23 protein-coding genes are annotated in these 26,930 nt (G+C 50.5%); 15 read left to right on the plus strand and 8 right to left on the minus strand.

Going from position 1 to position 26,930, the window contains the following annotated elements:
- Window positions 1-79: 79 nt before the first annotated feature.
- From QOS01_RS04850 to QOS01_RS04865, 4 genes are read left to right on the plus strand one after another with little or no spacing between them, the layout of a single operon-like run.
- The gene (locus QOS01_RS04850) at window positions 80-1,171 is read left to right on the plus strand and encodes an ABC transporter ATP-binding protein (RefSeq protein ID WP_283621335.1); all 1,092 of its coding nucleotides are present in this window, start codon (window positions 80-82) and stop codon (window positions 1,169-1,171) included.
- Window positions 1,171-1,980, plus strand: coding sequence for an ABC transporter permease (locus QOS01_RS04855; RefSeq protein ID WP_283621336.1), 810 nt, complete (start codon window positions 1,171-1,173; stop codon window positions 1,978-1,980). Before QOS01_RS04850 ends, QOS01_RS04855 begins: the two co-directional genes overlap by 1 nt.
- The gene (locus QOS01_RS04860) at window positions 1,977-2,795 is read left to right on the plus strand and encodes an ABC transporter permease (protein ID WP_283621337.1); all 819 of its coding nucleotides are present in this window, start codon (window positions 1,977-1,979) and stop codon (window positions 2,793-2,795) included. Before QOS01_RS04855 ends, QOS01_RS04860 begins: the two co-directional genes overlap by 4 nt.
- Window positions 2,792-3,865 carry an ABC transporter substrate-binding protein gene (locus QOS01_RS04865; RefSeq protein WP_283621338.1) on the plus strand — a complete coding sequence of 358 codons (1,074 nt, stop codon included), beginning with the start codon at window positions 2,792-2,794 and terminating at the stop codon, window positions 3,863-3,865. The genes QOS01_RS04860 and QOS01_RS04865 overlap by 4 nt, the downstream gene beginning before the upstream one ends.
- Before the next feature lie 220 nt (window positions 3,866-4,085).
- On the opposite strand, the gene QOS01_RS04870 is transcribed toward QOS01_RS04865, so the two are convergent.
- Both QOS01_RS04870 and QOS01_RS04875 read right to left on the minus strand, forming a co-directional pair.
- Window positions 4,086-5,393 carry an MFS transporter gene (locus tag QOS01_RS04870; protein WP_283621339.1) on the minus strand — a complete coding sequence of 436 codons (1,308 nt, stop codon included), beginning with the start codon at window positions 5,391-5,393 and terminating at the stop codon, window positions 4,086-4,088.
- Window positions 5,394-5,520: 127 nt separating this feature from the next.
- Window positions 5,521-6,912, minus strand: a complete 1,392-nt coding sequence (locus tag QOS01_RS04875) for an APC family permease (RefSeq protein ID WP_047770278.1) — start codon at window positions 6,910-6,912, stop codon at window positions 5,521-5,523.
- Between the two features lie 115 nt (window positions 6,913-7,027).
- Here QOS01_RS04875 and QOS01_RS04880 point away from each other — a divergent pair, with 115 nt between their 5' ends.
- From QOS01_RS04880 to QOS01_RS04900, 5 genes are all read left to right on the plus strand, one after another.
- Window positions 7,028-7,450: a bis(5'-nucleosyl)-tetraphosphatase gene (locus tag QOS01_RS04880; protein WP_283621340.1), complete on the plus strand. Its 423-nt coding sequence runs from the start codon at window positions 7,028-7,030 to the stop codon at window positions 7,448-7,450.
- Window positions 7,443-8,006: a guanylate kinase gene (locus QOS01_RS04885; RefSeq protein WP_283621341.1), complete on the plus strand. Its 564-nt coding sequence runs from the start codon at window positions 7,443-7,445 to the stop codon at window positions 8,004-8,006. The genes QOS01_RS04880 and QOS01_RS04885 overlap by 8 nt, the downstream gene beginning before the upstream one ends.
- A gap of 48 nt (window positions 8,007-8,054) precedes the next feature.
- Window positions 8,055-8,492: a Fur family transcriptional regulator gene (locus QOS01_RS04890; RefSeq protein ID WP_283621342.1), complete on the plus strand. Its 438-nt coding sequence runs from the start codon at window positions 8,055-8,057 to the stop codon at window positions 8,490-8,492.
- 74 nt (window positions 8,493-8,566) lie between these two features.
- The gene (locus tag QOS01_RS04895) at window positions 8,567-9,028 is read left to right on the plus strand and encodes a hypothetical protein (protein ID WP_283621343.1); all 462 of its coding nucleotides are present in this window, start codon (window positions 8,567-8,569) and stop codon (window positions 9,026-9,028) included.
- Window positions 9,029-9,045: 17 nt separating this feature from the next.
- Complete coding sequence (locus tag QOS01_RS04900; protein WP_283621344.1) at window positions 9,046-9,879, plus strand: DUF6681 family protein; 834 nt, start codon at window positions 9,046-9,048, stop codon at window positions 9,877-9,879.
- A 68-nt stretch (window positions 9,880-9,947) separates the two neighbouring features.
- Here QOS01_RS04900 and QOS01_RS04905 read toward each other — a convergent pair whose 3' ends face one another.
- Window positions 9,948-10,184, minus strand: coding sequence for a PspC domain-containing protein (locus QOS01_RS04905; RefSeq protein WP_283621345.1), 237 nt, complete (start codon window positions 10,182-10,184; stop codon window positions 9,948-9,950).
- Window positions 10,185-10,198: 14 nt separating this feature from the next.
- Entirely contained in the window at window positions 10,199-11,251 is a 1,053-nt protein-coding gene (locus QOS01_RS04910) for an aldose epimerase family protein (RefSeq protein ID WP_283621346.1), read from the minus strand.
- A gap of 271 nt (window positions 11,252-11,522) precedes the next feature.
- On the opposite strand from QOS01_RS04910, the gene QOS01_RS04915 reads away from it, so the two are divergent.
- The 3 genes from QOS01_RS04915 (at window position 11,523) to QOS01_RS04925 (ending at window position 15,771) form a co-directional block, all read left to right on the plus strand.
- Window positions 11,523-12,071 carry a TetR/AcrR family transcriptional regulator gene (locus tag QOS01_RS04915; RefSeq protein WP_283621347.1) on the plus strand — a complete coding sequence of 183 codons (549 nt, stop codon included), beginning with the start codon at window positions 11,523-11,525 and terminating at the stop codon, window positions 12,069-12,071.
- A gap of 29 nt (window positions 12,072-12,100) precedes the next feature.
- Entirely contained in the window at window positions 12,101-14,725 is a 2,625-nt protein-coding gene (locus tag QOS01_RS04920) for a YhgE/Pip domain-containing protein (protein WP_283621348.1), read from the plus strand.
- A gap of 179 nt (window positions 14,726-14,904) precedes the next feature.
- The gene (locus QOS01_RS04925) at window positions 14,905-15,771 is read left to right on the plus strand and encodes a DMT family transporter (RefSeq protein ID WP_283621349.1); all 867 of its coding nucleotides are present in this window, start codon (window positions 14,905-14,907) and stop codon (window positions 15,769-15,771) included.
- A 58-nt stretch (window positions 15,772-15,829) separates the two neighbouring features.
- On the opposite strand, the gene hflX is transcribed toward QOS01_RS04925, so the two are convergent.
- The 3 genes from hflX to QOS01_RS04940 form a co-directional block, all read right to left on the minus strand.
- Window positions 15,830-17,104, minus strand: a complete 1,275-nt coding sequence (hflX, locus tag QOS01_RS04930; protein WP_047769031.1) for a GTPase HflX — start codon at window positions 17,102-17,104, stop codon at window positions 15,830-15,832.
- A gap of 32 nt (window positions 17,105-17,136) precedes the next feature.
- On the minus strand, window positions 17,137-17,787 hold the full coding sequence (locus QOS01_RS04935) for a histidine phosphatase family protein (RefSeq protein WP_047769033.1): 651 nt from the start codon (window positions 17,785-17,787) through the stop codon (window positions 17,137-17,139).
- An 86-nt stretch (window positions 17,788-17,873) separates the two neighbouring features.
- A complete protein-coding gene (locus tag QOS01_RS04940) occupies window positions 17,874-18,524 on the minus strand; it encodes a DedA family protein (protein WP_283621350.1) in 651 nt (216 codons plus the stop codon).
- Between the two features lie 201 nt (window positions 18,525-18,725).
- Between QOS01_RS04940 and helD the strand changes: the two genes are divergently transcribed.
- Window positions 18,726-21,026, plus strand: coding sequence for an RNA polymerase recycling motor HelD (gene helD, locus QOS01_RS04945; protein ID WP_283621351.1), 2,301 nt, complete (start codon window positions 18,726-18,728; stop codon window positions 21,024-21,026).
- Window positions 21,027-21,214: 188 nt separating this feature from the next.
- On the opposite strand, the gene QOS01_RS04950 is transcribed toward helD, so the two are convergent.
- Window positions 21,215-22,084: a DMT family transporter gene (locus QOS01_RS04950; protein ID WP_283621354.1), complete on the minus strand. Its 870-nt coding sequence runs from the start codon at window positions 22,082-22,084 to the stop codon at window positions 21,215-21,217.
- 230 nt (window positions 22,085-22,314) lie between these two features.
- Here QOS01_RS04950 and QOS01_RS04955 point away from each other — a divergent pair, with 230 nt between their 5' ends.
- On the plus strand, window positions 22,315-24,411 hold the full coding sequence (locus QOS01_RS04955) for an LTA synthase family protein (RefSeq protein ID WP_283621352.1): 2,097 nt from the start codon (window positions 22,315-22,317) through the stop codon (window positions 24,409-24,411).
- Window positions 24,412-24,813: 402 nt separating this feature from the next.
- The coding region (locus tag QOS01_RS04960) for a collagen-binding domain-containing protein (RefSeq protein WP_283621353.1) at window positions 24,814-26,930 on the plus strand (2,117 nt) is incomplete at its 3' end.

Consider the following 26,930-nt stretch of genomic DNA (forward strand, 5'->3'; position numbering starts at 1 on the left):
GCTTTGACAACCAAATTTATGCTGCGACCAGGTATAATTTAATTGATTTGCTAAATATAACTAAGACGAGGATATGCTGATGACAGAAAATATTATGGAATTCCGCCATGTCGGCAAGCGGTACGACGATAACGTTGTCCTCCGCGACATCAACTTCAAAATTGAGGCGGGAAAGTTTTATACCCTCTTGGGACCCTCAGGATCGGGGAAAACGACTATCTTACGGCTGATTGCTGGCTTTGACCAGCCGACTAGTGGGGAAATTTACTTTGCTGGCCAAAAAATTAACGACGTGCCCGCCAATCGCCGCCAGGTCAACACCGTCTTCCAGGATTACGCCCTGTTCCCCCACATGAACGTGGCCGAAAACGTCGCCTTTGGTCTCCAGATTAAAGGGGTCAAGAAAGATGAGATTAAGCGCCGGGTCGATGAGGCCTTGCAGTTGGTGCAACTAGCTGGTTACGGGGCCCGGGAAATCACCGCGATGTCGGGGGGCCAGCGGCAGCGGGTGGCGATTGCCCGGGCAATTGTCAACGAGCCCCAGGTGTTGCTACTGGATGAGGCCCTGTCAGCGCTGGACCATAAGCTGCGGGTACAGATGCAGGCCGAGCTCCGCCAGCTGCAGCGTAAACTGGGGATCACGTTTATCTTCGTTACCCACGACCAGGAAGAGGCCCTAGCGATGAGTGACCAGATCATGATCATTAACGATGGCAAGATCCAGCAGAGCGGCACGCCGGTCGACATCTATGACGAGCCGCTGAACCACTTTGTTGCCGACTTTATCGGGGAAAGCAACATTGTTCCCGGAACCATGAAAAAAGACTACCTGGTTGCCATTAACGGCCAGGACTTTAAGTGTGTGGATGCGGGGATGCGGCCCAACGAACGGGTTGAGGTCGTCATCCGTCCAGAGGACCTCGACATCACTACGGTTGAGAAGGGCCAGCTGGTGGGAACGGTCGATACCCAGCTCTTTCGGGGAGTGGACTACCAGATTACCGTTCACGATGTCCGGGACCATGTCTGGAAAATCAACTCAATCCATAAGACCACTGTCGGCGCCCGGGTAGGGATTAGCTTTGACCCCGAAGATATTCACGTGATGCGCTATAACGAAACGGAGGCCGACTTTGATGCCCGGCTGGACAGCTACGAGGAGGGTGAATGATGCGGCAGAAAACACTCTTCATTGTTCCCTACCTCCTGTGGATCGTCCTCTTCGTCTTAGCACCATTAATCTTGATCTTTTACCAGTCCCTTTATAATATCAACGGGCAGTTCACCCTGGATAACTACACGACTTACCTGACGTCCGGTGTCTACTTGAAGATGACCTTTAACTCGGTCTGGTATGCCTTTTTGATTACCCTGGTCACCCTGGTAATCAGCTACCCGACGGCCTACGTCTTAAACCGCCTGCCCAACAAGCAATTCTGGCTCCTGCTGGTGATTTTGCCCACCTGGATCAACCTGCTGTTAAAGACTTACGCCTTCATTGGCCTTTTTAGTCGGACGGGGTCAATCAACCAGTTCTTGCGCTTCGTGGGCCTGGGGAGCCACCAGCTTCTTTTCACCGACGCCAGCTTTATGTTCGTTGCGGCCTACATTGAAATTCCGTTTATGGTCCTGCCAATTTTCAACTCGCTGGCCGAGATCAACCCGTCCTTGATCAACGCTAGCAAGGACCTGGGGGCCAGTCAGTGGCAGACCTTCACAAAGGTCATCTGGCCGCTTTCAATGCCCGGTGTTAAGGCCGGAATTCAGGCGGTCTTCATCCCCTCACTCTCCCTCTTTATGATTACCCGCTTGATTGGTGGAAACCGGGTGATTACCCTGGGGACCGCAATTGAAGAGCACTTCTTAACTACCCAGAATTGGGGGATGGGGTCCACGATTGGTGTTGTCCTGATCATCGCTATGTTTATCGTCATGTTCGCAACTGGTGAAGCCAAGCAGAAGGGAGGGTACACCCGGTGAAAAAACATCATTTCTCCTGGTCGGGATTGTACCTGACCGTTGTTTTTATTATCCTGTATGCCCCAATTGTCTACCTGGTCGTTTACTCCTTTAGTGCGGGGACCACAATGGAAAAGTACCATGGCTTTTCCCTGCGCCACTACGCCGACTTGTTTGCCGACACGCGGATGATCACGATTGTCTTCAACACACTGATCGTTGCCCTGCTGGCGGCGCTGATTGCGACCATCGTCGGGACACTGGGGGCCCTGGCAATTAAGGAGACCCGGGGGAAAGTCCGCAACAGTCTTCTTTCCCTCAATAACGTCCTGATGGTTTCCCCCGACGTCATCATTGGGGCCAGCTTCTTGATCTTCTTCACGATGTTGGGAATCCGGTTGGGCTTTGTCTCGGTCCTCTTGAGCCACATTGCCTTCTGCATCCCCATCGTGGTGCTGATGGTCCTGCCCAAGCTAAACGAGCTGTCGCCAACCCTGGTGGACGCCGCCTACGACCTGGGGGCCAGTCGGTGGCAGGCCCTGTCCCAGGTTATCCTGCCGGCAATTACCCCGGGGATTGGGGCCGGCTTCTTCATGGCTCTGACCTATTCCTTAGATGACTTTGCGGTGACCTTCTTTGTAACGGGGAATGGCTTTTCAACCCTCTCCGTTGAGATTTATTCCCGGGCCCGGCAAGGGATTAACCTGGAGATCAATGCCTTGTCGGCCCTGATGCTCCTGGCTTCGCTCTTGCTGGTCGGTGGCTACTACCTAATCAGTAAGCACGGTGGCCGCCGTCACCGGGTCGTTGCGGTTAAGGAGGGGGATGCGCAATGAAAAAGCTGTTGACAATTATCGTTGGCATTCTCGCCCTGTGCCTGTTACTGTTCGGTGGGGAATACGCCTTGAACCACCGTGGAAACTCAGGTGGGCACCGGGTCTTAACCATCTACAACTGGGGTGACTACATTGACCCGGCCCTGATCAGCAAGTTTGAAAAGCAGACGGGGTACAAGGTTGACTACGAAACCTTTGATAGCAACGAATCAATGCTGACGAAGCTCCGCCAGGGTGGAACAAATTACGACTTGGTTATTCCCAGTGAGTACACCGTCCAGCGGATGAAAAAGGAGGGCCTGGTAGCCAGGCTGGACCATCAGAAGTTGCCCAACCTCCGTTACATTGACCGGCAATTTTTGAACCGCTCCTTTGACCGGGGAAACAAGTACTCGGTTCCCTACTTCTGGGGTACGCTCGGTATTATTTATAATGATCAGAAGATCAACGCTGGTGCCGTCCAGCACTGGGAGCAGTTGTGGAGCCCCCGGCTGAAAAACAACGTTATGCTGATTGACAGCGCCCGTGACGTCTTTGCAATTGCCCTGATTACCCAGCACCAGTCGGTTAATACCAAAGACTTCACCAAATTAAAAAGGGCGCAGGGACACTTGAAGACCCTGACGCCGAATGTAAAGGCAATTGTTGCTGATGAGATGAAGATGTACATGGAACAGGACGAGACGGACGTTGGGGTTACCTATTCGGGGGATGCCCGAGAAATGATGGACGTCAACCACCACCTCCACTACGTCGTCCCTAGCGAGGGAAGTAACATCTGGTTTGATAATATGGTCATCCCCAAGCGGGCCCAAAACAAAGCGGCCGCTTACGCCTTTATCAATTTTATGCTGGCGCCCGCCAATGCCGCCCAAAACGCGCGGTACGTTGGCTATGCCACCCCTAACTGGGCTGCCAAGAAGCGCCTTTCGAAGAAGGTAACTAGTAACCAGGCGTTTTACCCGCCACAAAAGACGATGCGCCACCTGCAGACCTACCATGACCTGCCGCTGAAGACGCTGGGCGAGTACAATGACCTCTTCCTTGAATTTAAGATGTTTGCTAAGTAATAAAATAACGAGGCTGGGAGAAAACTTTGTTTCTCTCACCAGCCTAGTTTAGCTTTCCAAATATTACACAGTAATCGCGGGAAAAAAGCGTGCTCCTAGTGTCTAGCGCCGCGAAGCAAGTCCATTGATTACGGACAATCATTGGCCCGTACCGTGCAACAATCGTCCTATACTAGCCATACGGAGCACTCTGAAGCTTTTTTCCCAGCTTCTTATTTTATTACTTACGAAAACGGGGCGACGTTTCTGGTGCCCAGAAGAGGCAGATCAGGCCCCCGACGATGAGGACGGCGGTGCAGACAATCATTGCCAGGCTGGCCCCACCGATATTGGTCAGGATGGGGAGGAGGAAGGTGCCGCTGGCCGCCCCAATCCGGCTAATTGTAATGCAGGTCCCGACACCCGTGGCCCGGACCTTGATATCAAATAATTCTGTCGGGTAGGGGTAGTCGAGAACCAACCCCGCTGACAAAACGACGGCAAAGAAGGCGAAGAGGGTGATCATCACGACATTGGGGAAGTGGGTCCCGACAACCATCAGAACCAGGGCGAGCGCGGACAGGAAGAATGTCCCAATCAGAAAAGCCCGCCGACTGATGTGTTTGAACAATGCGGTCCCAATTAAGACCCCGATGAGGACACAAACGTTGTAGATGACCCCGGAAAGGTTGCTGTTACCCATCTGCATGCTGGTTAAGAGGATGGGCAAAAAGATACTGATGCCGAAGAAGGAGAAGGCCTGGCAGGCGTAAAAGAGGCCACCAACAAGGGTCCGCCGGCGGTACTCCTTAGTAAATAGCACCTTCCAGGAAATATTGTCGGGGGCGGTACTCTTGATTAGCTTCTTCGAGAGGCCCCACTTCTTACCCAGGTTTTCTTGGATTACCTTTTGGGCCTGGTGGTTGTTAACGTGGGTGGCCAACCAGCTTGGGGATGCCGGTAAGCTGTAAACGGACCGGTAAATGGCCGTAATCAGGCCGGGAACCACCGAAGAAGCGAGGATAATCTGCCAGTTGTGACTGCCAAAGCCGGTAATCATGATCCCGGCGATGTAGGAAGCAATGAAGCCAATTGTCCAGTAGATGATGAGGTTACTCTGAGCCCGGCCGGCCACCTTTTCCGGCATCCATTCGACTAGCCAGGCGTTACCGACGGTGTAGTCGATGGCAATCATTAGCCCAATCAACACCCGGAGGACCAGGAGCCCCCAGTGATTAGCGGTAAATAGTTGAAGGATCGAAAGGATAGAGAAAAGGTACATGTTGATCATCAGCATTCCCTTCCGGCCGGAGCGGTCGGCAATTTTTCCCATCAGGGCGCTTCCGGCCAGGCCAATTAGGCTGCCGGCACCAATGAGGCCAACCCAGAAGTTATTCAGGTTGGTCACTGTTTGGGCTTGGGCAAGGGCCGTCCCACTGATACCGAGGGCGTACCCGCATGATATTTGTCCAAGAATTAAGGCGAGATAGTTTCCGCGGTGGGTGGGTAATACTGGTGCTTTCTTGTAGTCTTTTTTCGTATTATTCATAGCTTACTTGGCCGTTAATTTAGGCCAAATAAATTGTCCCTCCTTGTGAAGTGAATTATTACTACCCTAACAAAAAATCAGAAATGACGCAAACTAGACGGGTCATCCCTGATAAAAGATTGTGAAATTAACGGTCCTGATTTAGCTTACTATGCCGGTAACCGTAACTGAAGTAGATGATCAGGCCAATTCCGAACCAGATGCCGGCACCAATCCAGGTTTCCTTGGAAAGCATGGTCATCATTGCCAGGCAAGCCAGACCGGAGATGATTGGCAGAACCGGGTAGAGGGGAACTTGGAAGCCGCCCTTGTTACCGATGTCCTTCCGTTTCCGCAGGGGAATAATCCCGAAGGAAACAAAGAGGAAGGCCAGCAGGGTCCCGATGTTAACCAGGCTGGTCAGCTGGTCTAAGGAGACGAACCCGCCCATGATAGCGATGATCAGGGTAACAATCCAGAGCGCCTCTTGAGGAACGTGGTGGTGATTGTCGATTTTAGCGAGGAACGAAGGCAAGAGTCCATCCCGACCAATGGAGTAAACCAGCCGTGAACTGGAGTAAATCATGGTAACCATCATCGTGAACATCCCGATTAAGGCCCCGATGGAAAGCAGCTCAGCAATCCATCCCTGGTGGACGGCTTCAAGGGCAAAGGCTACCGGGTTGGCCACGTCAAGCTTTGTGTACTTAACCATCCCGGTCAAAACAACAGAAACGGCCATGTAGAGGACGGTCGCAACTACTAAAGTCCCGATGATTCCCATCGGCATGTTCCGCTTGGGGTTCTTGACTTCTGCGGCAGAAGAGGAGACGGCGTCAAAGCCCAGGAAGGCGAAGAAGACGACCGTGGCCCCGTGGAAGACACCCTTCATGTGGTAGGGAAGAAATGGGTGGTAGTTGGATGGCTTGATGAAGAAGAGTCCCACGAGGACAAAGATAATGATGATGGCCAGCTTGATTGCCACGGCAGCGTTGTTGATCCGCATTGAGGATTGCATCCCCTTAGAGAGCATCCAGCTAATCAGTAGGACAATGATAATGGCAACAATGTTGACGTAGGTGCCGTGGGCCGGGTCAAAGGGACCAGAGACGGCTTTGGGTAATTTCAGACCGAAGCTAGCGATGAACGAGTTGAAGTAAGCGGCCCAACCGGTTGACACGGAGGCCACCGCCAGCATGTATTCCAGGACAAGGGCCCAGCCGAGAATCCAGCCAAAGAATTCACCGAAGACCACGTTCCCGTATGAGTACGCACTTCCGGCGACCGGTAGTGCTGAGGAGAATTCAGCATAACACATGGCCGCGAGCGCACAGACAATTGCTGAGAAGAAGAACGACAGGGTGACACCAGGGCCGGCAGAGTTAGCGGCAACGGTCCCGGGAAGGATGAAAATCCCGGTACCAATTACTGCCCCAATCCCTAGGGCCATCAAGTCAATGGCCGTCATTGACTTAACAAAGTGCTTGTCGACCCCGAGGTAACGATCAAGACTTTCTTTCCGCATAATGTTTAAGCGCATCTTTAAACCACCTTTGCTATAATGTAATGTGAATTATCATTACTGATAATGATACATACCACTAACATTAAAAGTCAATGAGAAAAATTAATTTTTTATTAAAGGAGAACCTGATATGGCAATCGAAGTAACGAGTGGTGCAGTAGTATACCGTAAAAAGGATGGGCAGCTTGAATACCTGCTCTTGGAAAGCCAAAAAAAAGGCCACTTCTGGGGATTCCCTAAGGGCCACGTTGAAGGCAACGAGAGTTTGAAGCAGACCGCTGAACGGGAAATAAAGGAAGAGACCCAGCTAACCCTGCCAATTGACACGAGCTTCCATGTCTACACGGAATATGACCTGCCAAACGGTAACCACAAACAGATGACCCTCTACACGGCCGACCTGGCTGCTAATGAAGACATCCACTTACAGGCGGAAGAAATCCGGAACTGTGGTTGGTTTAACTACCAGGACGCCCGTAAGCAACTGACTTACGACAACCTCAAGCAGCTCCTTGACCAGGTCAACGACCACCTGACGAAGCAAGATGACTAAGGACCACGTATTTGTCATTTGTGGTGCGGCCGGTTCTGGGAAAACGACGGTTGCCGGCTACCTGCAGAAGCACTTTGGTATGCACCGGGTAATTACTCATACTACCCGGGCACCCCGTCCCGGTGAGCGCGACGGGGTTGACTACCACTTCGAGGATGACACATCGATGGACCAGCTCCACCTGCTCGAGTCAGTCACTTACGACCAAGCCCGGTATGGTTCTTCAATGGAGGGACTTGAAGAGGGCTGGCAGCAGGGGCATGCTGACGTGATCGTCCTCGATACGAAGGGGGCACTGACCTACCACCAGGCCCTTGGTGACCGGGTGACGATTATCTTTTTGACCGTCAGCAAGCTGGATGTTTTGGTGCGCCGGATGGCTGGCCGCGGTGACCAGCAAGGGGCAATTCAGTCCCGGCTCAAGAGTCGCGAATACCAACGGGACCTCCACCTACCGCACTACTTGGACCACATCGCCCACGTGATTGTCAACGATGACTGGATCCAGACCGCCGAGCAGCTGGATGATTTGCTGGGCAAAATTATGTCAGTATAGGTTTTTCGGTGGTAAAATGAAGTTTCCAGTGAAAGAGGTGTGGGGGATTTGGAAAAGTTAATTAGTGATGCACGGGCTAAGCTCAAGGCCAACCACATGCGCTGGACCAAGCAGCGGGAGATGATGCTGGACCTGGTTAGCAAGGACCCGGAACACTACCAAGACATTACGGAAGTTGACCAGGCCCTCCGGAAAGCCTATCCCGGCCTTAGTCATGACACCATTTACCGGAACCTCAAGGCCTTTGAACGACTAGAGCTGGTCGAACTTCGCCAGCATAACGATCAGATGCAGGTCAAGTACCGGTGTGATACGGCTCACCACCATCACTTCATCTGTGAAGTTTGTGGCCGGGTGCAAGAAATTAAAATGCCGCCGTTAGACATGCAATTTTATGAACAGCAGCTTCCCGGCGCCAAGATTACCGGGCATACCTTCGAGTTACGGGGGATTTGTGCGGATTGCCGGGCCCGGCATTTGAAATAAAAATTTCACCTTTCCTTAACATTTATTTTGGGTAAAATCGGTTAAGATATAATTTGAGAAAAGGAGAATCAAAAATGGCAGCAAAAATACCACCACTGGTGACACCATTTGCGTTGGTATCACTAGTATTAGCTTTGGGTGCAACCAACGTTGTTGTTAACAAGGCAACCCACACAACAGAAGGGGCCAAGGTTGTCTCGACTTCCCGTGTCCGCCAAAGTAGTGATATTGACCCAGATAACGACCGGGATAACAGCAGTGAAAAAGATGCTAACTCTGATTCTGCGGGTGATAATTCGGTAACGAAGCGTTCGGATAGTGATAACCAGACGGACGATGATGACCAAACGACGACCCGGAATACCGGCGGCAATGATAACAACACCACCCGGTCAACGAATAATAATAATAATACTGGCGGGACGACTTCAAACAATCAGACCAACAGCACCAATAACGGTGGTGGAACTGGCAGCGGTAATAGCGGTGGCTCAACCGGTGGTAATACCGGTACCACAACCCAAAGTAACCAATAAGGAGGTGTTGAATTACCATGTTTAGTTTCCTTGATATGATAAATTCATCTCTGAGCTACTTTAACCTCGATGTGAAGCTAAAGAGTCGGATCTATATTGGGATTGCGACCCTTGGTGACATCTACCTGGTCTACGTTACCTTCCGTCTGTTCATGAACCACGTTTGGATGCGGGCCTTCCTGTACTGCTTAGCGATGGTTGCGATTACTTATTTCTTATACCTGAACTTTGTCTACTATTTTCTAGGGAGGACCTCGAAACTTGACTACTTTTCTCCCCGTTTTGCTAAGATTACGGGACAAAAATTCGGTAATACCGAGGTAAAGAACAGTGGGCAACAGCAACTGGCCCAGATAATGGCCAACCAGTCTAACGGCTTATTTACGGGTGATAATACTATTCCCGCAGTTGTGAAGATTGATAGTTATGAGCAGCATAACCTCCAGGAAGTGGTAAACCAGTTGGTCGACAACGGCATCTTTGCCAACGATTTTAATGGTCTCAATGATGACCAGGTGATTAATAAGTATAGTGAGACGGGTAAGCCAGTTCAGGCCTTAAACACCAACGCTGTGCCGCCGTACTTCGAGCTGGTCCATGACAAGATTCGTCACCGGTTGGAAATTTACATTGGAATTAACCAGATGGAACGACGGGCGGTTGGTCACATCATCCGGATTGGCCTAACCGACGTCCGGGATGCCCACCAAAAGTACCGCATTTACCTTGCTGGTTTACTGGTAACTGATGGCCCCAATAAGATTCCGGGCCGGCGGGGGTCCACAATTTTAACGACCGCCGACTACCACCTCCAGGCCCAGGTTGCCTACCGTGAGCGGGCTGAACGATAAATGAAATAATGAACTAAAAAAAGGGTTCCAGCGCTTTAGCTGGAACCCTTTTTTAGTCGGTTCATTAATTACTTTTCCTTAAATTCACCCTCGACGGTATTATCCCGGTGGGCGGGGCCATGATAGTCAGGCATAATGGCCGCCGCAACGAGGTAGATAATCGTCAACGGGAAAAAGCCGGTGCAGGCAATCAGGACGATGGCGATTAAGCGAATGACCGTGGCGTCCATGCCCAGGTAATCAGCAATTCCACCGCAGACACCAAGGAAGACCTTATTCTTGGATTTTGTTAACTTCTTATGCATGTTATTTTCCTCCTCTAGGCAAAGTATTCATAACGAATTTGGTAGTGCTGGGGGTAACCAGGACGAAGTGAAATATCACCAAACTGCAGGTGGTGAGGAGTGTCAGGAAGGGTTTGGCCTTCCATGGCCATTGCAAACCACGAACCCGCCGGGCGGTTGAAGCCGTCCGCATTCGTGCCGTTAGCGGTGTAAACCACCAGGCCGTTCCGGTCAGAGAACATCTTAATCTTCCGTCCAGTAGCGGCATCCATGAGGGTTGCCACCGGCTCATGGGCAAGCCGGTTACTTGGCAGAACAACGAAGACGTCATCAAAGCCACCCTCAGGAACACCTTGCTCCTGCAATTCTTGGAGGGCGGTCCCCATTACCGTTGGGTGACTGAAGTCGAACGGGGTATTCTTATTAATCAGCTTCCGCCCCGTTGGCAGCTTTTCATCGTCAAGTTCGAGGTGGTAGGTAGAGTTCAGTGTTAAGACGTGCCCCTGGATGGTCTTAGCTTCACCGGAGAGGTTCCAGTAGGCATGGGTGGTTGGGTTGAAAAGGGTCTTGGCATCCGTCTTCCCATCAAAGTCAATAGTGACGCTGTTGTCGTTTTGCAGGGTGTAGGTGACCGTCACGGTCTCGTTGCCCGGCAGCTTATCAGTGTCTGGACCAATCGTTGTTGTGAGGATGACCTGGAGCTTGTCCTGGTCCTGCTTAGTAGCAACATCGTAAAACTGCTGACTCAGGCCGTTTGCCCCACCGTGCAGGGAGTTATTCCCCTCATTAGCGGGAATTTTGTATTCAACCCCGTCAATATCAAACTGGCCCTTTGCAATCCGTCCGCCAAAGCGACCGATGATCCGGCCAACGTACAGGGACGCATTGTTGGGATCTACATAGGCGTCGATGTTGTCGGCACTGAGCAACAGGTTAACCCGGCCGCCACGGGTGTTGGGAACCATGTATGCCTGCCAGATGCCGGCGAAGTTAAGGACGCTAATGCTGACGTTATTATCATTCGTCAGGGTATATTTAATAACATCTTGTCCTTGGTAAGTGCCAAATTTCTCATTTTCAATTTTCATAGTGGCCGCCTCCTAGAATCAATTCAGTTTGTTACTTTGATTGTAGCATAGAAAGGCTAGAGAACCGGGCCTATCGTGAAATTATAATTGAAAATGAAGCGAAGTTTTCCCAAATTATCAGGCAGAATTAATGTCTCATTTTACGAAACTGTTTGGAACAAAAGCGGATTATTGTCTTATTATAAAACCATGATTTGTACTTAACTCTGTTGTCCTGTAAGAACACGGTATACACTATAATTTGTCATAATGGTACAAGGAGGCGAGCAAATTGCGGGTCACACGAACAGTACGGGATTTTCAGAACGCATTGTTGACACTTTTGGAGAAAAACTCGTTTGAGCACTTAACAGTTGACCAAATCTGTAACGAAGCACTGCTGCACCGGAGTAGTTTTTACCGTTACTTCAGTGATAAGTATGATCTCCTTGAGCAGACGCTGGATGCCCAGATTAGTCGGATTGTAGATTCAGGTGAATCAGAAGAAGATATTATTAAGCAATTCGTTTTATACATTAATGATCACAAGAACCTTATTCGTCACCTAGCATCAAGCAACTCACACAGTTCACTGTATACGGAAATGCTACGTATCTTTAGTCAAGTTATCTTAGACCGCTGTAAACGCGGACATACCAACGATGTCGTAATCGAAGCCGTTCAGAAGTCCGATAACCCAGAGATGATGGCGTACGTATTTAGTGGTTCCATCATCGGGGCGTTTTATTGGTGGCAAAAGAACAACTACGACGTGCCAATTGATGAGTTTATCAAATTCGCAAAGCAGTCAGTCCTTTCGATGTCTAACAGCACTTTGTAAATCAATAATAATGAGGTGAACATTTCAAAATGGGTGAAATGATCAAAGCGGAATTCCGCAACCTCTTTAAGAACCATATCTTACTGCTCTCGGTTTCGGTAATTTGCCTGTTACCGTTCCTGTACAGTATCTTCTTCTTAAAGTCAGTGTGGGACCCGTATGGTAGTACGCGAGACTTGCCGATTGCGGTGGTCAACAAGGATGTTCCGGTCGAATACCAGGGCCGGAAGATGAATGTTGGTCAGCAAACGGTCAAACAACTGCGCCACAACCATCAAATGAAGTGGGAAATTGTTTCCCAAAAGAAGGCACAATACGGGATTAGTCACCGCCAATACTACGCGGTAATCACCATCCCGAAGAACTTTTCTGAAGATGCCACAACCGTAATGGAAAAGCATCCGAAGACGATGAAGCTCCATTACGAAACGAACGGTTCCTTGAACTACATTGGGCAGGTTATGACCCAGATTGGGACGACCAGGCTGAATAGCAAAATCCGCTCCCAGGTTACGAAGGCCTACGCCACCGCGATGTTTAAGGAACTCCACGTTGTCGGTAAGGGGATGACCAAAGCTGCCGATGGTGCCCAGCAATTGAGTACCGGTCTGGTCACCTTAAATGACGGGGTTAACCGTTACGTTGCCGGTGTCTACCAGGTCAACAACGGTGTGCAGCAGTTACGGATGTCCGTTGCGCCCCTGGCCAGCGGTGCTCAGCAGTTAGCGAGCGGTAGCCAGACCCTGGCCGCCGGAATCCAGCAATACACTGGTGGGGTTGGTCAACTCGCCAGTGGGTTGGGGCTCCTCCAGGCAAACTCTGGACAACTCAGTTCCGGGGCCAGCCAGTTAGCGGGCGGTTTAAATACCCTGAACGGTAACTCTGCTGCATTACAGAGTGGTGCCAACCAGCTTGCCGCCGGTAATACGGAATTAAACAACCAAGTTAATAGTCTCCTTCCCCAACTGCAGAGCCAGATGGGGGCAATGTCCGGCGACATCAGTACTAAGGCTCAGGCATTGAACGCTGCCCTGCAGCCAGTTGCCCAGAGTGGTAACCAGTTGAAGGAACTCTCTGGTCAGCTGGGAACGATTAGTGCCGGACTTGAACAGTTGAAGCAGGCAGCTTCGGCAGGGGCAAGTTCAACCACCACGACGACCAACAGTGGCAGCAACAATAGTTCCCAATTGCAGGCCGCTGCTGCAGACCTGAATGGTGTTGAAGCTAAGGACCCGGCCGGCCAGGCAAAGATTGAAGCGGCCAAGGCGGCAATTAGTGCGGCTGCTAGTTCTAGCAACAACAGTACAACCACCCAAAAGAGTACCGATAACGGTCAGTCCGCTAAATTAGTGGGGCAGATTAGTCAACTGCAGGCCGGGGTTAACCGGCTCAAGGCAGCGGTTGACCAGTCAGCAAATAGTGCCGGTCAGAACACGGCAAACGTTCAGAAGGCGGCTGCGGACCTTCAAAACAGCCTCCTGACCATGCAGAACGGGACCAGCGCGGCCCTGACAACCGCTTCCGGTCAGTTGACCTCTGCTACCCAACAGCTGGCTAACGGTGCTAACACGTTGAACAGCGGTATCGGTCAGTACACGAATGGTGTAGCAACTGCGGCGGCTGGTGCCAACACCCTGAGCGGTGGTATTGGTCAATACACGGCTGGGGTTGCCCAGGCCGGGGCCGGTGCTAACCAGCTGGTTGCCAACAGCGGTGCACTGAACGCCGGGGCCGGTCAATTGGCGAGCGCTCTGGGACAATTAAATGCCCAGGTACCGGCTTTGATCAGTGGGGTTAACCTGCTGGCTTCCGGGACTCAACAGTTGGCTGATAACTCACCAGCGCTCATCAGTGGGATTACCCAGCTGAATAACGGTGCTGGTCGTCTGGCTTCGTCATTAGCGGCGGGTGCTAAGGCAATTAACAACGTTAAGCCAACTAACAAGACTGCGAAGATGTTTGCTGAACCAACGACGGTTAAGCACAAGAACTACAGCTACGTGCCAAACTACGGTCACGCTTTGGCTCCTTATGTTCTGTCTGTTGCCCTCTACGTTGGTATCCTGGTATTTAACTTCATCTACCCAATTCGGCGGGTGGCTGTCGAAGGTAAGTCGGCTGTCTCCTGGTGGATCAGTAAGGTTGTTGTTGGGGCCGTGGCGGTTACCCTGATGGCCATTATCGAAGATGCTGTTATGCTGGCCGTTGGTTTGACAACGGACCACATCGCGTCGATGTTTGCCACTAGTATCTGCTTTGGGCTAGCGTCGATGGCGATCGTAATGTTCCTGTCAATGACCTTCGATAACCCCGGCCGGTTCGTCGCCATGGTTCTGCTGATGCTGCAACTTGGTGGTTCTGGCGGGACCTTCCCAATGGAAGTTACGATGAAGTTCTACAACGTCATTCACTGGTTCCTACCGATGACCTACTCAATCCTGGGACTACGGCAGTCAATTAGTAGCGGGATTGGTGCCCACTACGCAATGTTCTGCAACCTTGTCTTGCTAGGAATTGCGGTTCTCTTCAACTTGCTCCTGTTAGCGGGGATGCTTGGTATTCACCACCACCTCTTTAATATCAACCCAAAGTTGGACAAGAACCAGAAGTTCCTTGATAAAATGGAGGACGATGGCGGAATCCAGTCTAAGTAATAATTTGCACAAAAAGCCCTGTTCGGTCAGTGACTGAGCAGGGCTTTTTGTGTGCAAAATCTTAGTTTCTTTACGCTAGTTCTTGCTAAATGATATACTGTTTGCATGCTTAAAATTAGCGTATGAGGGAGATGGTAAGATGGCGACAGATAAGAGAAGGGGAATCACCTTAGCCATTGTTGGGGCATCATTTTGGGGGAATGTCTGGGGCTGCCGTGCAGTTCCTGTTCCAGAACCCAACCATTAACGAATATTGGCTTGTCGGGCTTCGCTTACTGGGCGCCGGAATCCTGCTGGTCTTATATTCAACTTTTAAGCAACCAGCTGCGGTCAAAAGGCTATTTAGTAGCTGGTCGCGGGTCCTTTATCTGATCCTGTTCTCCTTTATTGGGATGGGAGCGTCCCAGATGTCGTATTATGTTGCCGTTAAGTACAGTAATGCCCCAACGGCAACGGTGATCCAATACCTGGCTCCCGTCTTCATTATCTTTTACATGGCCATCCACACCAAAATGCTGCCCCGGCGACTGAACGTAATTTCAATCATTGTGGCCCTCATCGGGACCTTCCTGTTGGCCACGAATGGTCACCCAAGCCATCTCGCCCTGTCCCCATTGGCATGTATTTGGGGACTGCTGGCGGCAGTTTCAGAAGCAATTAATACGATTATGCCGCGTAAGCTTTTCAAAGAGTTCGGAACAATTACCATCGTTGGCTGGTCAATGCTGATTGCCGGTTTGGCCTTTCTGCCACTGTACTGGACAATGCCCGTTCCGTCATTAAACGTGGTTGATGTTACGACAATCCTGTTCATCATTATTTTCGGGACACTTCTTGCCTATACCCTTTACCTTGCCAGTATCAACTACATTGATTCCAGTACAACCGGAATGCTCGGGGCCTTTGAGCCTTTGGTTGCCACTCTGCTAGCAGTTTTCTTCCTGGCCACACCGTTCAGTTTACCTGACTGGATTGGGGGAGTCCTAATTGTCCTGGCAACGATTTTACAGTCACTCCCTGAAAGATACTTTACCCATATCAAGTAAGCTGTTAATGCAAAAAGCTCCCGAAACTCGTAATTACTACGAGCTTCAGGAGCTTTTTTTATACCTCGTACTTCGTAAAGCGCTGGGCCTCTTGGGGTGACATTTCCACCGTCAAAAGGGTGCCGTCCGTCCGGTACTCGGTATTCAAGATGTTAGTGTGTTCGTTGAGGTAAGACACCAGCTGCCCCTCTGCGAATGGGAGGAGGAGCTTGACCTGGACGTAATCCTTGAAGAGGTGCTTACGAATAACGTTTACCAGGAGGTCCAGTGATTCCGGCTGCTTGGCCGAGATTACCACCTGGTCATCCCCTTCAAGAACCGGGAACTCAATCTCGGTTTTATCGGCCTTGTTGAAGACGTTGATCATCGGGATGTTTTCAATACCGATCTGCTTCAGGGTCTGTTCAGTGGTGTGCATCATTTCTTCGTAGTGGGGGTCCGAGTAGTCGATTACCTGGATTAACAGGTCAGCGTTGGCGGCTTCCGCTAGGGTCGACCGGAAGGACTTAACCAGGTTGGTCGGCAGCTTGCTGACAAAACCGACGGTATCACTAAGAAGAAAGTCCTTCTTGCTTGGCAAAGTCAAGCGACGGACACTGGTATCCAGGGTGGCGAAGAGCATGTTCTTTTCAAACACCGTTTTGTCTTCAACTGCCCCGTAACGACGGACTAATCCGTTCATGATGGTGGACTTACCGGCGTTGGTGTAGCCGACCAGGGCGGCGGTTGGAATATTACTCTTGGCCCGTTGCTTCCGCTTAGTGGCTTCGGACTTGTCAATGTCAGCTAGCTCGTGACGGAGGTGGGAAATCTGGTGTTGGATCGTCCGCCGGTCCATTTCCAGCTTCGTTTCACCGGCCCCCCGGTTAGTAAAGCCGCTCCCGCCACCAGTCTGCTGGTCAAGGCGCTGACTGGCACTGGTTTGCAGCCGGGGCAGGCGGTACTGGAGTTCCGCAATCTGGACCTGCAGTTTGGCCTCCTTGGTCTGGGCCCGGTTAGCAAAGATTTCGAGGATGAGGGCTGTCCGGTCAAGAATCCGGCAGCCAACCTCTTCCTCAAGGTTCCGCAGCTGACTTGGCGAGAGCTCATCGTTGGTGATGATGGTGGTGGCGTCGTTGGTGGCTGCAACCTCCGCGATTTCTGCCACCTTCCCCGTGCCAAAGTAGGTGGCAGGGTTAGGGCGGTCAATTACCTGGTCAACCCGTTGGACGACATCCATGTGATTGGCCTGGGCTAATTCGGCCAGTTCGGTCATTGAATAGTCGTAGTCTTCCTGCCCCGTGTCGAGGCCGGCAATGATTACTTGTTCATCTTTTTGTATATTGTTATCCATTGAAGAATAGTGTTCCCCCTTAGGATCAATGATTATTCTGGAAGTTCTAATTGGTCGTAAAAGTCAACGTGGGTCTTGTCTGCCGTTAATGTCAAGCGGGTCAGACTCCCGTTTCGGACTGAGGATGGGGTTTGGTAACCGAAGTGTTCGGCAATTGAACGAATGGTCATCCCATGGGAAATAACGATGACGGTTGATCCGTCCGGGAGGGCCCGGAGTCGGTCCATCCCCTTGTTGACCCGGTTCCAAAATTGGACGTGGTCTTCGGCGTCGCCATAAGGGTCCGCAGCGGCCAGCTTATCCTTTAACTTATCAGGGCCCCAGCCGGCAAACATGTCGGAGAAGGAGTGAAAGTCTTCCTCCCCGGAAAGAAAGTCGGTGACGGCCGAACCGTTTAACCCTTCGAAGCTTCCGAAGAACTCTTCACGGAAGGCCGGCTCTGGTGTGGGCTCCTTGATGTCAGTGTTGGGGTCCGCCGCGAGCAGGAGGCGTGAAGTTGCCATCGTCCGGGCGAGGTCACTGCTGAAGACGTAGTCAAAGTCAACGTTGGCCAGCACCTTGCCCGTTCGTTGTGCGTCCGCCTTACCCTTTGCAGTAAGCGGCGCATCGGACCATCCTTGAACACGGTTGTAACGGTTGAGGTAGGTTTGACCATGACGAACAAAATAAGCGGTAATTGCCATACGTAAAAACTCCTTTGTCTCCTAATTAATGAAAAAAGCTATTCATATTTTACCATGAATAGCGGACAAAAATAACTAGAGACCCCTTAGATCATCCGATTCTTCCGGAGAATCCGCTGGCGGATCAGCTTAATGCCCCACATCCCCAACCCGGCCAGGATGGCACAGGAGGCCATTGCCAGAATCACGAGGGAGAAGTGGTCGTGGACGAGGGGAATGCTGCCGAAGAAATAACCCACGCCACAGCCGAGGGCCACCCAAAGGGCTACCCCGACGAAGTTACCCACCGTAAAGTGGCGGAATCGGTAGTGCATCATTCCCGAAATGGTCGGGATAAAGGAACGAATGAAGGGGATAAAGCGCCCGAAAGCAACGGCCCAGAAGCCGTACTTGTCGAGGTATTCCTTAGCCTTTAGCATCCGGGGGCCGTTGAGGTGCTTCTGCAGCCAGTGCCAGCGTGACAGACTATGGCCGATAAAGTAGTTGACTGAGTCACCGATGAAGGCCGCAAAGAAGAAGACGGGGATGACAATCTGCATTTTGAGGATCGGGTGGACGGCGATAAACGAGCTGGTCAAAAAGACGAGCGACCCCCCGGGCAACCAGGGGAAGACCACCAGGCCGGTTTCCATGAAGACAATTACGAATAGGATTAGGTAGCTCCACGGACCAAGCCACTCAAACATGGGGATCAGGATTTCCGCAATGTGGGTCAGAATATAAAAAATGTGGGCCATATAAGCGCCCCCCTTCCAGCGAATTATTAATTCTATTTTAGAATGTTTGCACCATCGTTGACTAGCAATCCGCCTTAAAATTAAGCCAGCCTTAAACAATGGTCCTTTTTTCGTGGTGGGAAAGGCAAACACTAACGGATATAAATCGGGAATGCTATAATAGAAAAACGATTTTGAAATCCTGAAAGGTAGGGAATCCTCGTGACTGAAAATTCGGTAAGAGAATATGAGCAAAAGCACCTTGACCACGTTTTGACTGAGATCAAGAAGGCCAAGGGAAGAGCCGCCCAGCGAATTAGCACGGCTAAAAATGATATTGAAGATATCAATAAGCAAACGAATGACATTCACTTAAACACCACGACGTATTCCGGGATGATGGATACGGCAATGTCCTTTCGGGCCCAGCAACAGATGCTGGATGAACGGAACAACAGTTGGCAGCACGCGGCTGACCACCTGGCAACCTTGAAACGCTTGGAGAAGAAACCGTACTTTGCCCGGATCGACTTCCAGGAAAAGGGGGCGGACCAGCCAGAGTCAATCTATATTGGCCTGGCATCGTTTAGTGACAAGCCCGACCACTTTTTGATTTATGACTGGCGGGCACCGATTTCCTCTGTCTACTACGAGGGAAAACTCGGCAAGGTGAAGTATGACACGCCGGTGGGCCCCCAGGAGGTCAACATGACCCTCAAACGGCAGTTTCAAATCAAGGACGGCACCATCGTAACGATCTTTGATACGGACGAACAGGTCGGCGACCAGATGCTTCTAGAAGCACTGGGCAACCACTCCAGCACCAAGATGAAGAGTATCGTCACCACCATCCAACGGACCCAGAACGAGATTATCCGGGATACGAAAGATGACCTCCTCTTCGTTCAGGGGGCCGCGGGTTCCGGAAAGACGGCCGCCGTCCTCCAGCGGGTTGCCTGGCTGCTGTACCGGTACCGGGGGAACCTGTCATCCTCACAGGTCGTCCTCTTCTCACCGAACCAACTCTTCAATGACTACATTGACCAGGTATTGCCGGAGTTGGGCGAACACAATATGGTTCAGATGACCTACTTCCAGTTTGCCAACCGCCGTGTCCCCCGCCTGCATGTCCAGACACTGGCCCAGCGTTTTGAAGCCCACCAGGATGAGGTTAGCCAAAACGCCCAACGCCTGTGTACGAGCCTTCAATACTTCAAGGCCACAGCGCGTTACGCCAAGCGCCTCGGCCATGCTAATATGCGTTTTCGTAACATCATGTTTAATAAGAAGGTCTTCATCAGTAAGGAAAAGATTCGTGAAATCTACTACTCCTTTAACAATAACTACAACCTTGGCAACCGGCTAGACGGGACCAAGGAGGAGCTGATCAAGTACCTTAACCGCCGGGTCAGCAGCGAGATGCGCAGCAAGTGGGTAGAACAGCGGATCCAGGACCTGAGTAAGGAAGAACTGGACACCCTGTTTGCCAACCAGCCGCGGGAGTTTGAAAGTGATGATAAGGAATTCAAGTTCCTGGCCCGGAAAATCGTCATGAAGGCCTTCGAACCAATCAAACGGGCCATCAACCACAACCTGTGGCTGAACATCAATGCCCAATACCTGCACCTGCTACGGGTAACCCCGAAGCTGGTTGACCTATCGGCTTTTAACCTAACACCTGAACAGTGGACCACCTTTGTGGACGGGACCAAGGAGGAGCTGATCAAGCACAACATCAGTGCCGAGGGGATCACGATTTACCTCTACCTATATGACTTGATTACGGGGAAGCACGGTCAGCGTGACATCCGCTACGTCTTTGTCGATGAGGTCCAGGACTACGATGCCTACCAGTTGGCCTACCTGAAGTACCGCTTCCCCCGGGCAAAGTTCACCTTGTTGGGGGACCTCAACCAAGCAATCTTTACCCACGAGAATAGTCGGTCTCTGCTGCGCCAGCTGAGCACGATGTTTGATCCCGAAAAGACCCGGGTTGTGCAGTTAACCAAGTCATACCGGTCGACCAAGCAAATCACTAACTTTACCAAGCACATCCTGGAAAATGGCGAGGCAATCGAGGCCTTTAATCGGGACGGTGAACTGCCGCAGGTGGTCACCGCTGCCGACTTTGACGGGGGTGTTGATGCTCTGGTTGCAGCACTTAAGAAGTACCAGGGGGAACACGACGCGGTCGCCATCATCGGTAAGACCCTTGAGGATAGTGAGCAGCTGCACCGGGCCTTGGAACGCCGCAACTTCAAAACGACCCTGATTCGGACGGAGAACCAGCGACTCGTGAAGGGAGCCATCATCGTGCCGTCATTCTTAGCTAAGGGCCTTGAGTTCGACGCCGTGATTGTGTGGAACGCAAATGACCACCAGTATCAGGGGGATGATGAGCGTCAACTTCTCTACACGATTTGCTCCCGGGCAATGCACGCGCTGACTCTAACGGCGGTCGGGCGGCAAACCAAGCTGATTGCTAAGGTGCCCGCAGACGAGTATGAATTAATTAAGAAATAACAGAAAAAAGGCTGGGAGAATTTTTCTCACCAGCCTCTTTAGTTCTCCGAATATTACACAGTAATCGCGGAAAAAAAGCGTGCTCCTAGTGTCTAGTTACGGACAATCATTGGCCCGTACCGTGCCAACAATCGTCCTATACTAGCCATACGGAGCACTCTGAAGCTTTTTTCCCAGCTTCTTATTCTTTATAATGCCTTCCGTTTTAAGAATGGAATATGGATGTTTACCTGCATGATGGCGTTGGCAACCAGGAGGATAAAACCACCGATAACCAGCTGTGGTGTCAGGGGATCATAGCCCATGATGACGGACATGACACTAGCAAAGAACGATTCCAGCATCAGGATCAACCCGGCCGTGGTCGGGTCCGTATATGCCTGCCCGGTGATCTGCATCCCCTGGGCAAGGAAGGTCACCCCAATGGCCAAAATGGCTAGGGGAATCAACGCTTGGACCCAGTGAACGTGCACCAGTGTGGGGCGCTCAAAGAGGAAGGTTGTGATCCAGCCAAAGGTTCCCTGGCAGATCCCAATCATGAAAATCAGGACCCAGGGGCTGGAGGCGTGGGGGGCGTACTTAGCGAAGAAGATGATCTGGGCGGCCCAGAAAACGGTGGAGATCAGCGTTAAAACATCACCAAATTGCAGGTGGAGGTTGCTCCCTAAGACGTTGGTGATGACGGCCATCCCGATGATTGAAAGGGCAATTGAAAAGTATGCCTTTCGCTGGGGGCGCTCATGCCAGAATAGCCACAGTAAGAGTGGGGCCACAACAATGTACAGGGTTGTTAAAAAGGCGTTTTTGGCCGGGGTCGTGTAGCGTAGGGCGTCCGTCTGTAGGTAGTAGCCCAAAAAGTTAATCGTCCCGATGGTCAGGCCCAGACGGACGTCGACCCAGGTCATGTGCCGAAGCTTTTTGAAAAAGATCAGGCTCCCGGCGGCGACACACATCGTCCCCCGGCAGGCATTGATCAGCCCGGAGTGCATGCCGGCATCGACCGTTAATTTGGCGAAGACGTAGCTGCTCCCCCAGAGGATAGCGACAGCTAATAACATCAAGTTGGCCTGTTTCTTACTAAGTGACATGGTGAATAACGCTCCCTCCTTAAATAGTGCTGATAAATGATAACATGTTTAATATCGGAAAGTAAGATGTTGAAAGCGGTACCCACTAATTTTAGGGCGAGTAAATTTAAACTTTTTGAAAAAAAGCCGCTTTGATGATTGCTATTCGTTAGCAGAATGTATTATTGTTTAAGTTGATATTTTTAATGGAGGAACAAATTATGAAAACAGCGTTGCAAAAGTTGCGACGTGGCTTGAATACCAAGTTAGGGTTCTTTCTGCTCGCCGTACTCTTATTTTGCCTTAAGAGTTATTGGGCATACCAGAATGAATTCAACCTCGGTGTTAAGGGAAGCATGCAACACTTCCTGCTCGCGTTCAATACAATACCGGGAGCCCTGGTTTTCCTAGGGATTGCACTGTACTTCCGGGGACGGTTGTCGTACTGGTTGATGTTGATTATTAACGCCCTTTTATCGACGTGGCTATTCTCCAACATCCTGTACTACCGTGAATTTTCTGATTTCATTACCTTTAACGTTATCAAGGGTTCTGGAGCAACTTCCAACAACCTGGGTAAGAGTCTGATGGGAATCATGCGTCCCGGAGACTTCCTGGTCTACGCCGATGTAATCATCTTGGCCCTGGTCTTGCTGTTCCACATCATCCGGGTTGACATGCGGCGCTTTAAGACCCGCTACGCCATCACCGTGACGGCCCTCGGTTTTATCCTCTTTGGTGCCAACCTGGGGATGGCCGAGTCCAACCGTTCGCAGCTTTTGACCCGGACGTTTGATAATAACTACATTGTTAAGTACCTTGGCCTGCAGGCGTATACCATTTATGATGGGGTCAAGACGACCCATAATAGCGTCGTCAAAGCCCGCGCCGACCAGGACCAGCTGAAACCGGTTCTTAACTTTATCCACCATAATTACGCGGGACCAAACATCCAGTATAAGGGGGTTGCCCGTGGTAAGAACATCTTCGTGATCCACTTGGAAAGTCTCCAGCAGTTCATGATTGATTACAAACAGGATGGGCAAGAAGTAATGCCAAACCTGGATAAGCTTTACCACGCTGATGACACCCTGGCCTTTGATAACTTCTTCCACCAGGTTGGCCAGGGGAAGACGGCCGATGCAGAAATGATGCTGGAAAATTCACTCTTTGGCTTGCCAGAAGGTTCGGCGATGGTAACGGACGGAACGACGAACACCTTCCAATCCGCTCCGGCCCTCCTACACCAAAAGCTGGGTTACACGACAGCATCGTTCCACGGGGACGTCCCAAGTTTCTGGAACCGGGACAACGCTTATAAGTCCTTTGGCTACCAGTACTTCTTTAGTAAGGAATACTTCCCAAAGACCAAGGATTACGATGTCGGCTACGGGATGAAGGATAAGATCTTCTTAAAGGAAAGTGCCCACTACATTGAGCAACTGCCGCAACCGTTCTATGCTAAGCTGATTACGGTTACTAACCACTACCCTTACATCCTTGATAAACAGAACAAGGACATTGAAGCTTGGCATACTGGTGACGATACCGTTGACCCGTATGTTCAGACGGCCCGTTACCTGGATGAATCACTGGGTGAGTTCCTGGACTACCTTGATAAGTCCGGTTTACGGCAAAACAGTGTTCTGATCCTGTACGGGGACCACTACGGGATCTCCAATAACCACCAGAACGCAATTGCCCAGATCTTGCACAAGAAGAAAATCACTAACTACGACTTGGCAATGTTCCAGAAGGTCCCATTCATGATTAATATGCAGGGACTGAAGGGTGGCATTGACCATACCTATGGTGGTGAAATTGATGTACTGCCAACTCTGGAAGACCTGTTAGGGATTAGCTCCAAGAACTACATCCAGTTTGGTCAGGACCTCTTGTCACCACAGCGGAACCAGATTGTGCCGTTTAGAAACGGTGACTGGGTCACACCAAAGTACACTAAGTACAATGGTGACTACTACTACACCAAGAACGGTAAACAGATTACCAAGGCAACGCCAAAGCAGAAGAAGGCCTTTAGCAAGATTCAAAAGTACGTCACAACGGACCTCGGCCTGTCTGACCGGGTCATGAATGGTGATCTCCTGCGGTTCTACAAGCTCCCTGACTTCAAGAAGGTTAATAAGAAGGACTACAATTACAACCTGAAGAAGGGCCTCCAGAACCTGAAGAATGCGCAGAAGAAGAAAAAGACGAGTGTTAAGGCAGAAAACGGCAACCAGAGTACGTTTGATGATTACACAACCAACGCTCCGGAACTAAAGGACTATCCAAAGCTAAACTTCCCGAAGCCGTAAAATAAATACTAATTAATTCACCCCCAGTGCCAAAAATGTACGGTACTGGGGGTGAATTGCATTTTAAAAGTAAGCCAATTACTGAATAAAAAGAACAGAAAACTGAAATTTGTAAAAAACTTACTTATCACTTGATTTGTTAGGACTAATTTTATAATGGTTTACTTATTTATTGACCGCGGATAATTTGAAAGTAAAACGTTATATATACGATTTTTTATGGAATAGTATACCTAAAATTACGGAAATTATTCTATAAAAAATACAATGGGGCCATTTATCAATATTAATCGACTTGGTTAATAATCAAAAGCTTTTGGTAAATAATTTAAATCTGGTTCAGTATTTATCCCCGTAGTAAATTAATTAATGCTAAATTTTATTAATCGGGAGTAAGTTACTGTGAACAAACAATCACTGGATCATTACAAATTGTATAAAGCTGGCAAATTATGGATAACGGCACTGGTATCAGTAGCAGTTTTCGGAAGCACTGTTCTGAGCCAAAAGGCAAGCGCCAATGATGGTGCCACCACGGCAGCCGTTAAGGCCGGCAACGACAACCAGGTACTGACGAATAATAGTGTTGCGTTGAAGAGTTCAACAGCCACAAACGCGGCAGAAACTACGACGGTAGCTGCGAACAAAGTGGCCACGACACCGGCACAAACGGCAGCGGTTAAGGAAAGCAATCCTGTTTACGAGGGCGAATTACTGGGGAAGGCTGCTGGTTTCCATATTTTTGCGGGGAAAACCTCATCCAAGGCAGATACGAACGGAAACATTGCTACCGGCGAATTAGTAAGTGGACAAGAATTTGGGACCCGGGGTCAGTCCTTTAACCACACTAGCAAGGATACCTATTACATCAGTAAGGTCAGTGGTATTGGTTCCAATGCCTTTCGGACTGGTAATAATGACGTTGTTCTGGGGGACGATACGAACATCACGTTTAACGGGGACCAGGTTTTTATTAATGGCACCCGGATGGACCATCTCAAGAAGAGTGACGTACGGATTATCAAGAACCACATTGATATTGATGGGGAGCTGGCCAAGTTAGCCGACCATGCTGATTATCTTGCAGGGAAAAAACAATCAGACAATGTCGTCCTTAATTTCAGTGACATGAACAACCGGACGATTGATATCAGTAATGTTAAAGAAAAAGTCGTCTTTATTGAACTTCCTAGTGATTTCCTGGAACAGCCGCAGGATATTATTATCAAGGGATTGGATAGTGACACTAAAGATGGGCAAGTTGTCATCATTAATGTGCGGTCGGCCAAGGATACTCTTAATCTGTCAACCAAGACGAGGTTAATTTATGACGACAATACGCAATTATCGCCAAATGAGAGCCATGCAAAGCCCAACCATATTCTGTGGAACTTTGGAAGCGGGGTTAAGACCGTTAATATTTCTAGTGGCTACTTCATGGGGAGCGTGCTCGCCCCGAACGCTGAGTTAAACGTCGACGTAAACGTAGATGGAAACCTAGTGGCCCAAACGGTTAATATCCGTGCTGGTGAATCGCACCGTTGGGACTTGTGGGAGCCTGAGACACCAATATTTCCTCGACCAGTTATTCCACATGGGGAAGAAGAATTCGTAGAACAACCGAAGGATCAGGGAAAGTCAGATGGTGGCAAGAAGACGCCTGGTAAGTCAGGTGATGATAAGCAACCGGTAAAGCCTGATACCGACAAACATCAGGACAGTAATCCAGGTCAACCGACGAGTCCCGCTAAGCACCAGGATAGCCAGCCGGGTAAATCAGACCAGCCAGGTCAACCGACAAGTCCCGCTAAGTCTCAGGATAGTAAGCCGGGTCAACCAACGAGTCCTGCTAAACATCAGGATAGCAAGCCGGATCAACCAGTCCAGCCAACGACTGCGCCAAGCCAGCCAACGAAGCCTGGTCAGGCAAGCAATGTAACGAAACCGACGAGTCCGGTCCAACCAACGTCACCAAACAAGCCGACAGAGCCTGGTAAGACGACGAATGTAACGAAGCCGACAAACCCTGTTCAACCAACGTCACCAAACAGGCCAACGGAGCCTGGTAAGTCAACGACCGTAACGAAGCCAACGAGTCCGGTCCAACCGACGTCGCCAAGCAAGACAACGGAACCGGGTAAGTCAACTAACGTAACGAAGCCAACGAGTCCTGTTCAGCCAACGTCGCCAAGCAAACCAACGGAGCCGGGCAAGACGACAAACGTAACGAAGCCAACGAGCCCCGTTCAGCCAACGTCGCCAAGCAAACCAACGGAACCGGGTAAGACTACTAACGTAACAAAGCCAACGAGTCCTGTTCAGCCAACGTCGCCAAGCAAACCAACGGAACCGGGCAAGACGACGAATGTAACGAAGCCAACGAGTCCGGTCCAACCGACGTCACCAAGTAAACCGACGGAGCCTGGTAAGTCAAGCAATGTGACGAAGCCAACGAGTCCGGTCCAACCGACGTCGCCAAGCAAGACAACGGAACCGGGTAAGTCAACTAACGTAACGAA

It is taken from the genome of Limosilactobacillus avium, assembly GCF_947381485.1.
GTDB lineage: Bacteria > Bacillota > Bacilli > Lactobacillales > Lactobacillaceae > Limosilactobacillus > Limosilactobacillus avium.

What these genes read in the sequence shown, in the direction of transcription:
- QOS01_RS04850 (WP_283621335.1), top strand. Translation starts at nt 80, where the DNA reads ATGACAGAAAATATTATGGAATTCCGCCATGTCGGCAAGCGGTACGAC.
- QOS01_RS04855 (WP_283621336.1), top strand. Translation starts at nt 1,171, where the DNA reads ATGCGGCAGAAAACACTCTTCATTGTTCCCTACCTCCTGTGGATCGTC.
- QOS01_RS04865 (WP_283621338.1), top strand. Translation starts at nt 2,792, where the DNA reads ATGAAAAAGCTGTTGACAATTATCGTTGGCATTCTCGCCCTGTGCCTG.
- QOS01_RS04870 (WP_283621339.1), bottom strand. Translation starts at nt 5,393, where the DNA reads ATGAATAATACGAAAAAAGACTACAAGAAAGCACCAGTATTACCCACC.
- QOS01_RS04875 (WP_047770278.1), bottom strand. Translation starts at nt 6,912, where the DNA reads ATGCGCTTAAACATTATGCGGAAAGAAAGTCTTGATCGTTACCTCGGG.
- QOS01_RS04880 (WP_283621340.1), top strand. Translation starts at nt 7,028, where the DNA reads ATGGCAATCGAAGTAACGAGTGGTGCAGTAGTATACCGTAAAAAGGAT.
- QOS01_RS04885 (WP_283621341.1), top strand. Translation starts at nt 7,443, where the DNA reads ATGACTAAGGACCACGTATTTGTCATTTGTGGTGCGGCCGGTTCTGGG.
- QOS01_RS04895 (WP_283621343.1), top strand. Translation starts at nt 8,567, where the DNA reads ATGGCAGCAAAAATACCACCACTGGTGACACCATTTGCGTTGGTATCA.
- QOS01_RS04900 (WP_283621344.1), top strand. Translation starts at nt 9,046, where the DNA reads ATGTTTAGTTTCCTTGATATGATAAATTCATCTCTGAGCTACTTTAAC.
- QOS01_RS04905 (WP_283621345.1), bottom strand. Translation starts at nt 10,184, where the DNA reads ATGCATAAGAAGTTAACAAAATCCAAGAATAAGGTCTTCCTTGGTGTC.
- QOS01_RS04910 (WP_283621346.1), bottom strand. Translation starts at nt 11,251, where the DNA reads ATGAAAATTGAAAATGAGAAATTTGGCACTTACCAAGGACAAGATGTT.
- QOS01_RS04920 (WP_283621348.1), top strand. Translation starts at nt 12,101, where the DNA reads ATGGGTGAAATGATCAAAGCGGAATTCCGCAACCTCTTTAAGAACCAT.
- hflX (WP_047769031.1), bottom strand. Translation starts at nt 17,104, where the DNA reads ATGGATAACAATATACAAAAAGATGAACAAGTAATCATTGCCGGCCTC.
- QOS01_RS04935 (WP_047769033.1), bottom strand. Translation starts at nt 17,787, where the DNA reads ATGGCAATTACCGCTTATTTTGTTCGTCATGGTCAAACCTACCTCAAC.
- QOS01_RS04940 (WP_283621350.1), bottom strand. Translation starts at nt 18,524, where the DNA reads ATGGCCCACATTTTTTATATTCTGACCCACATTGCGGAAATCCTGATC.
- QOS01_RS04950 (WP_283621354.1), bottom strand. Translation starts at nt 22,084, where the DNA reads ATGTTATTAGCTGTCGCTATCCTCTGGGGGAGCAGCTACGTCTTCGCC.
- QOS01_RS04955 (WP_283621352.1), top strand. Translation starts at nt 22,315, where the DNA reads ATGAAAACAGCGTTGCAAAAGTTGCGACGTGGCTTGAATACCAAGTTA.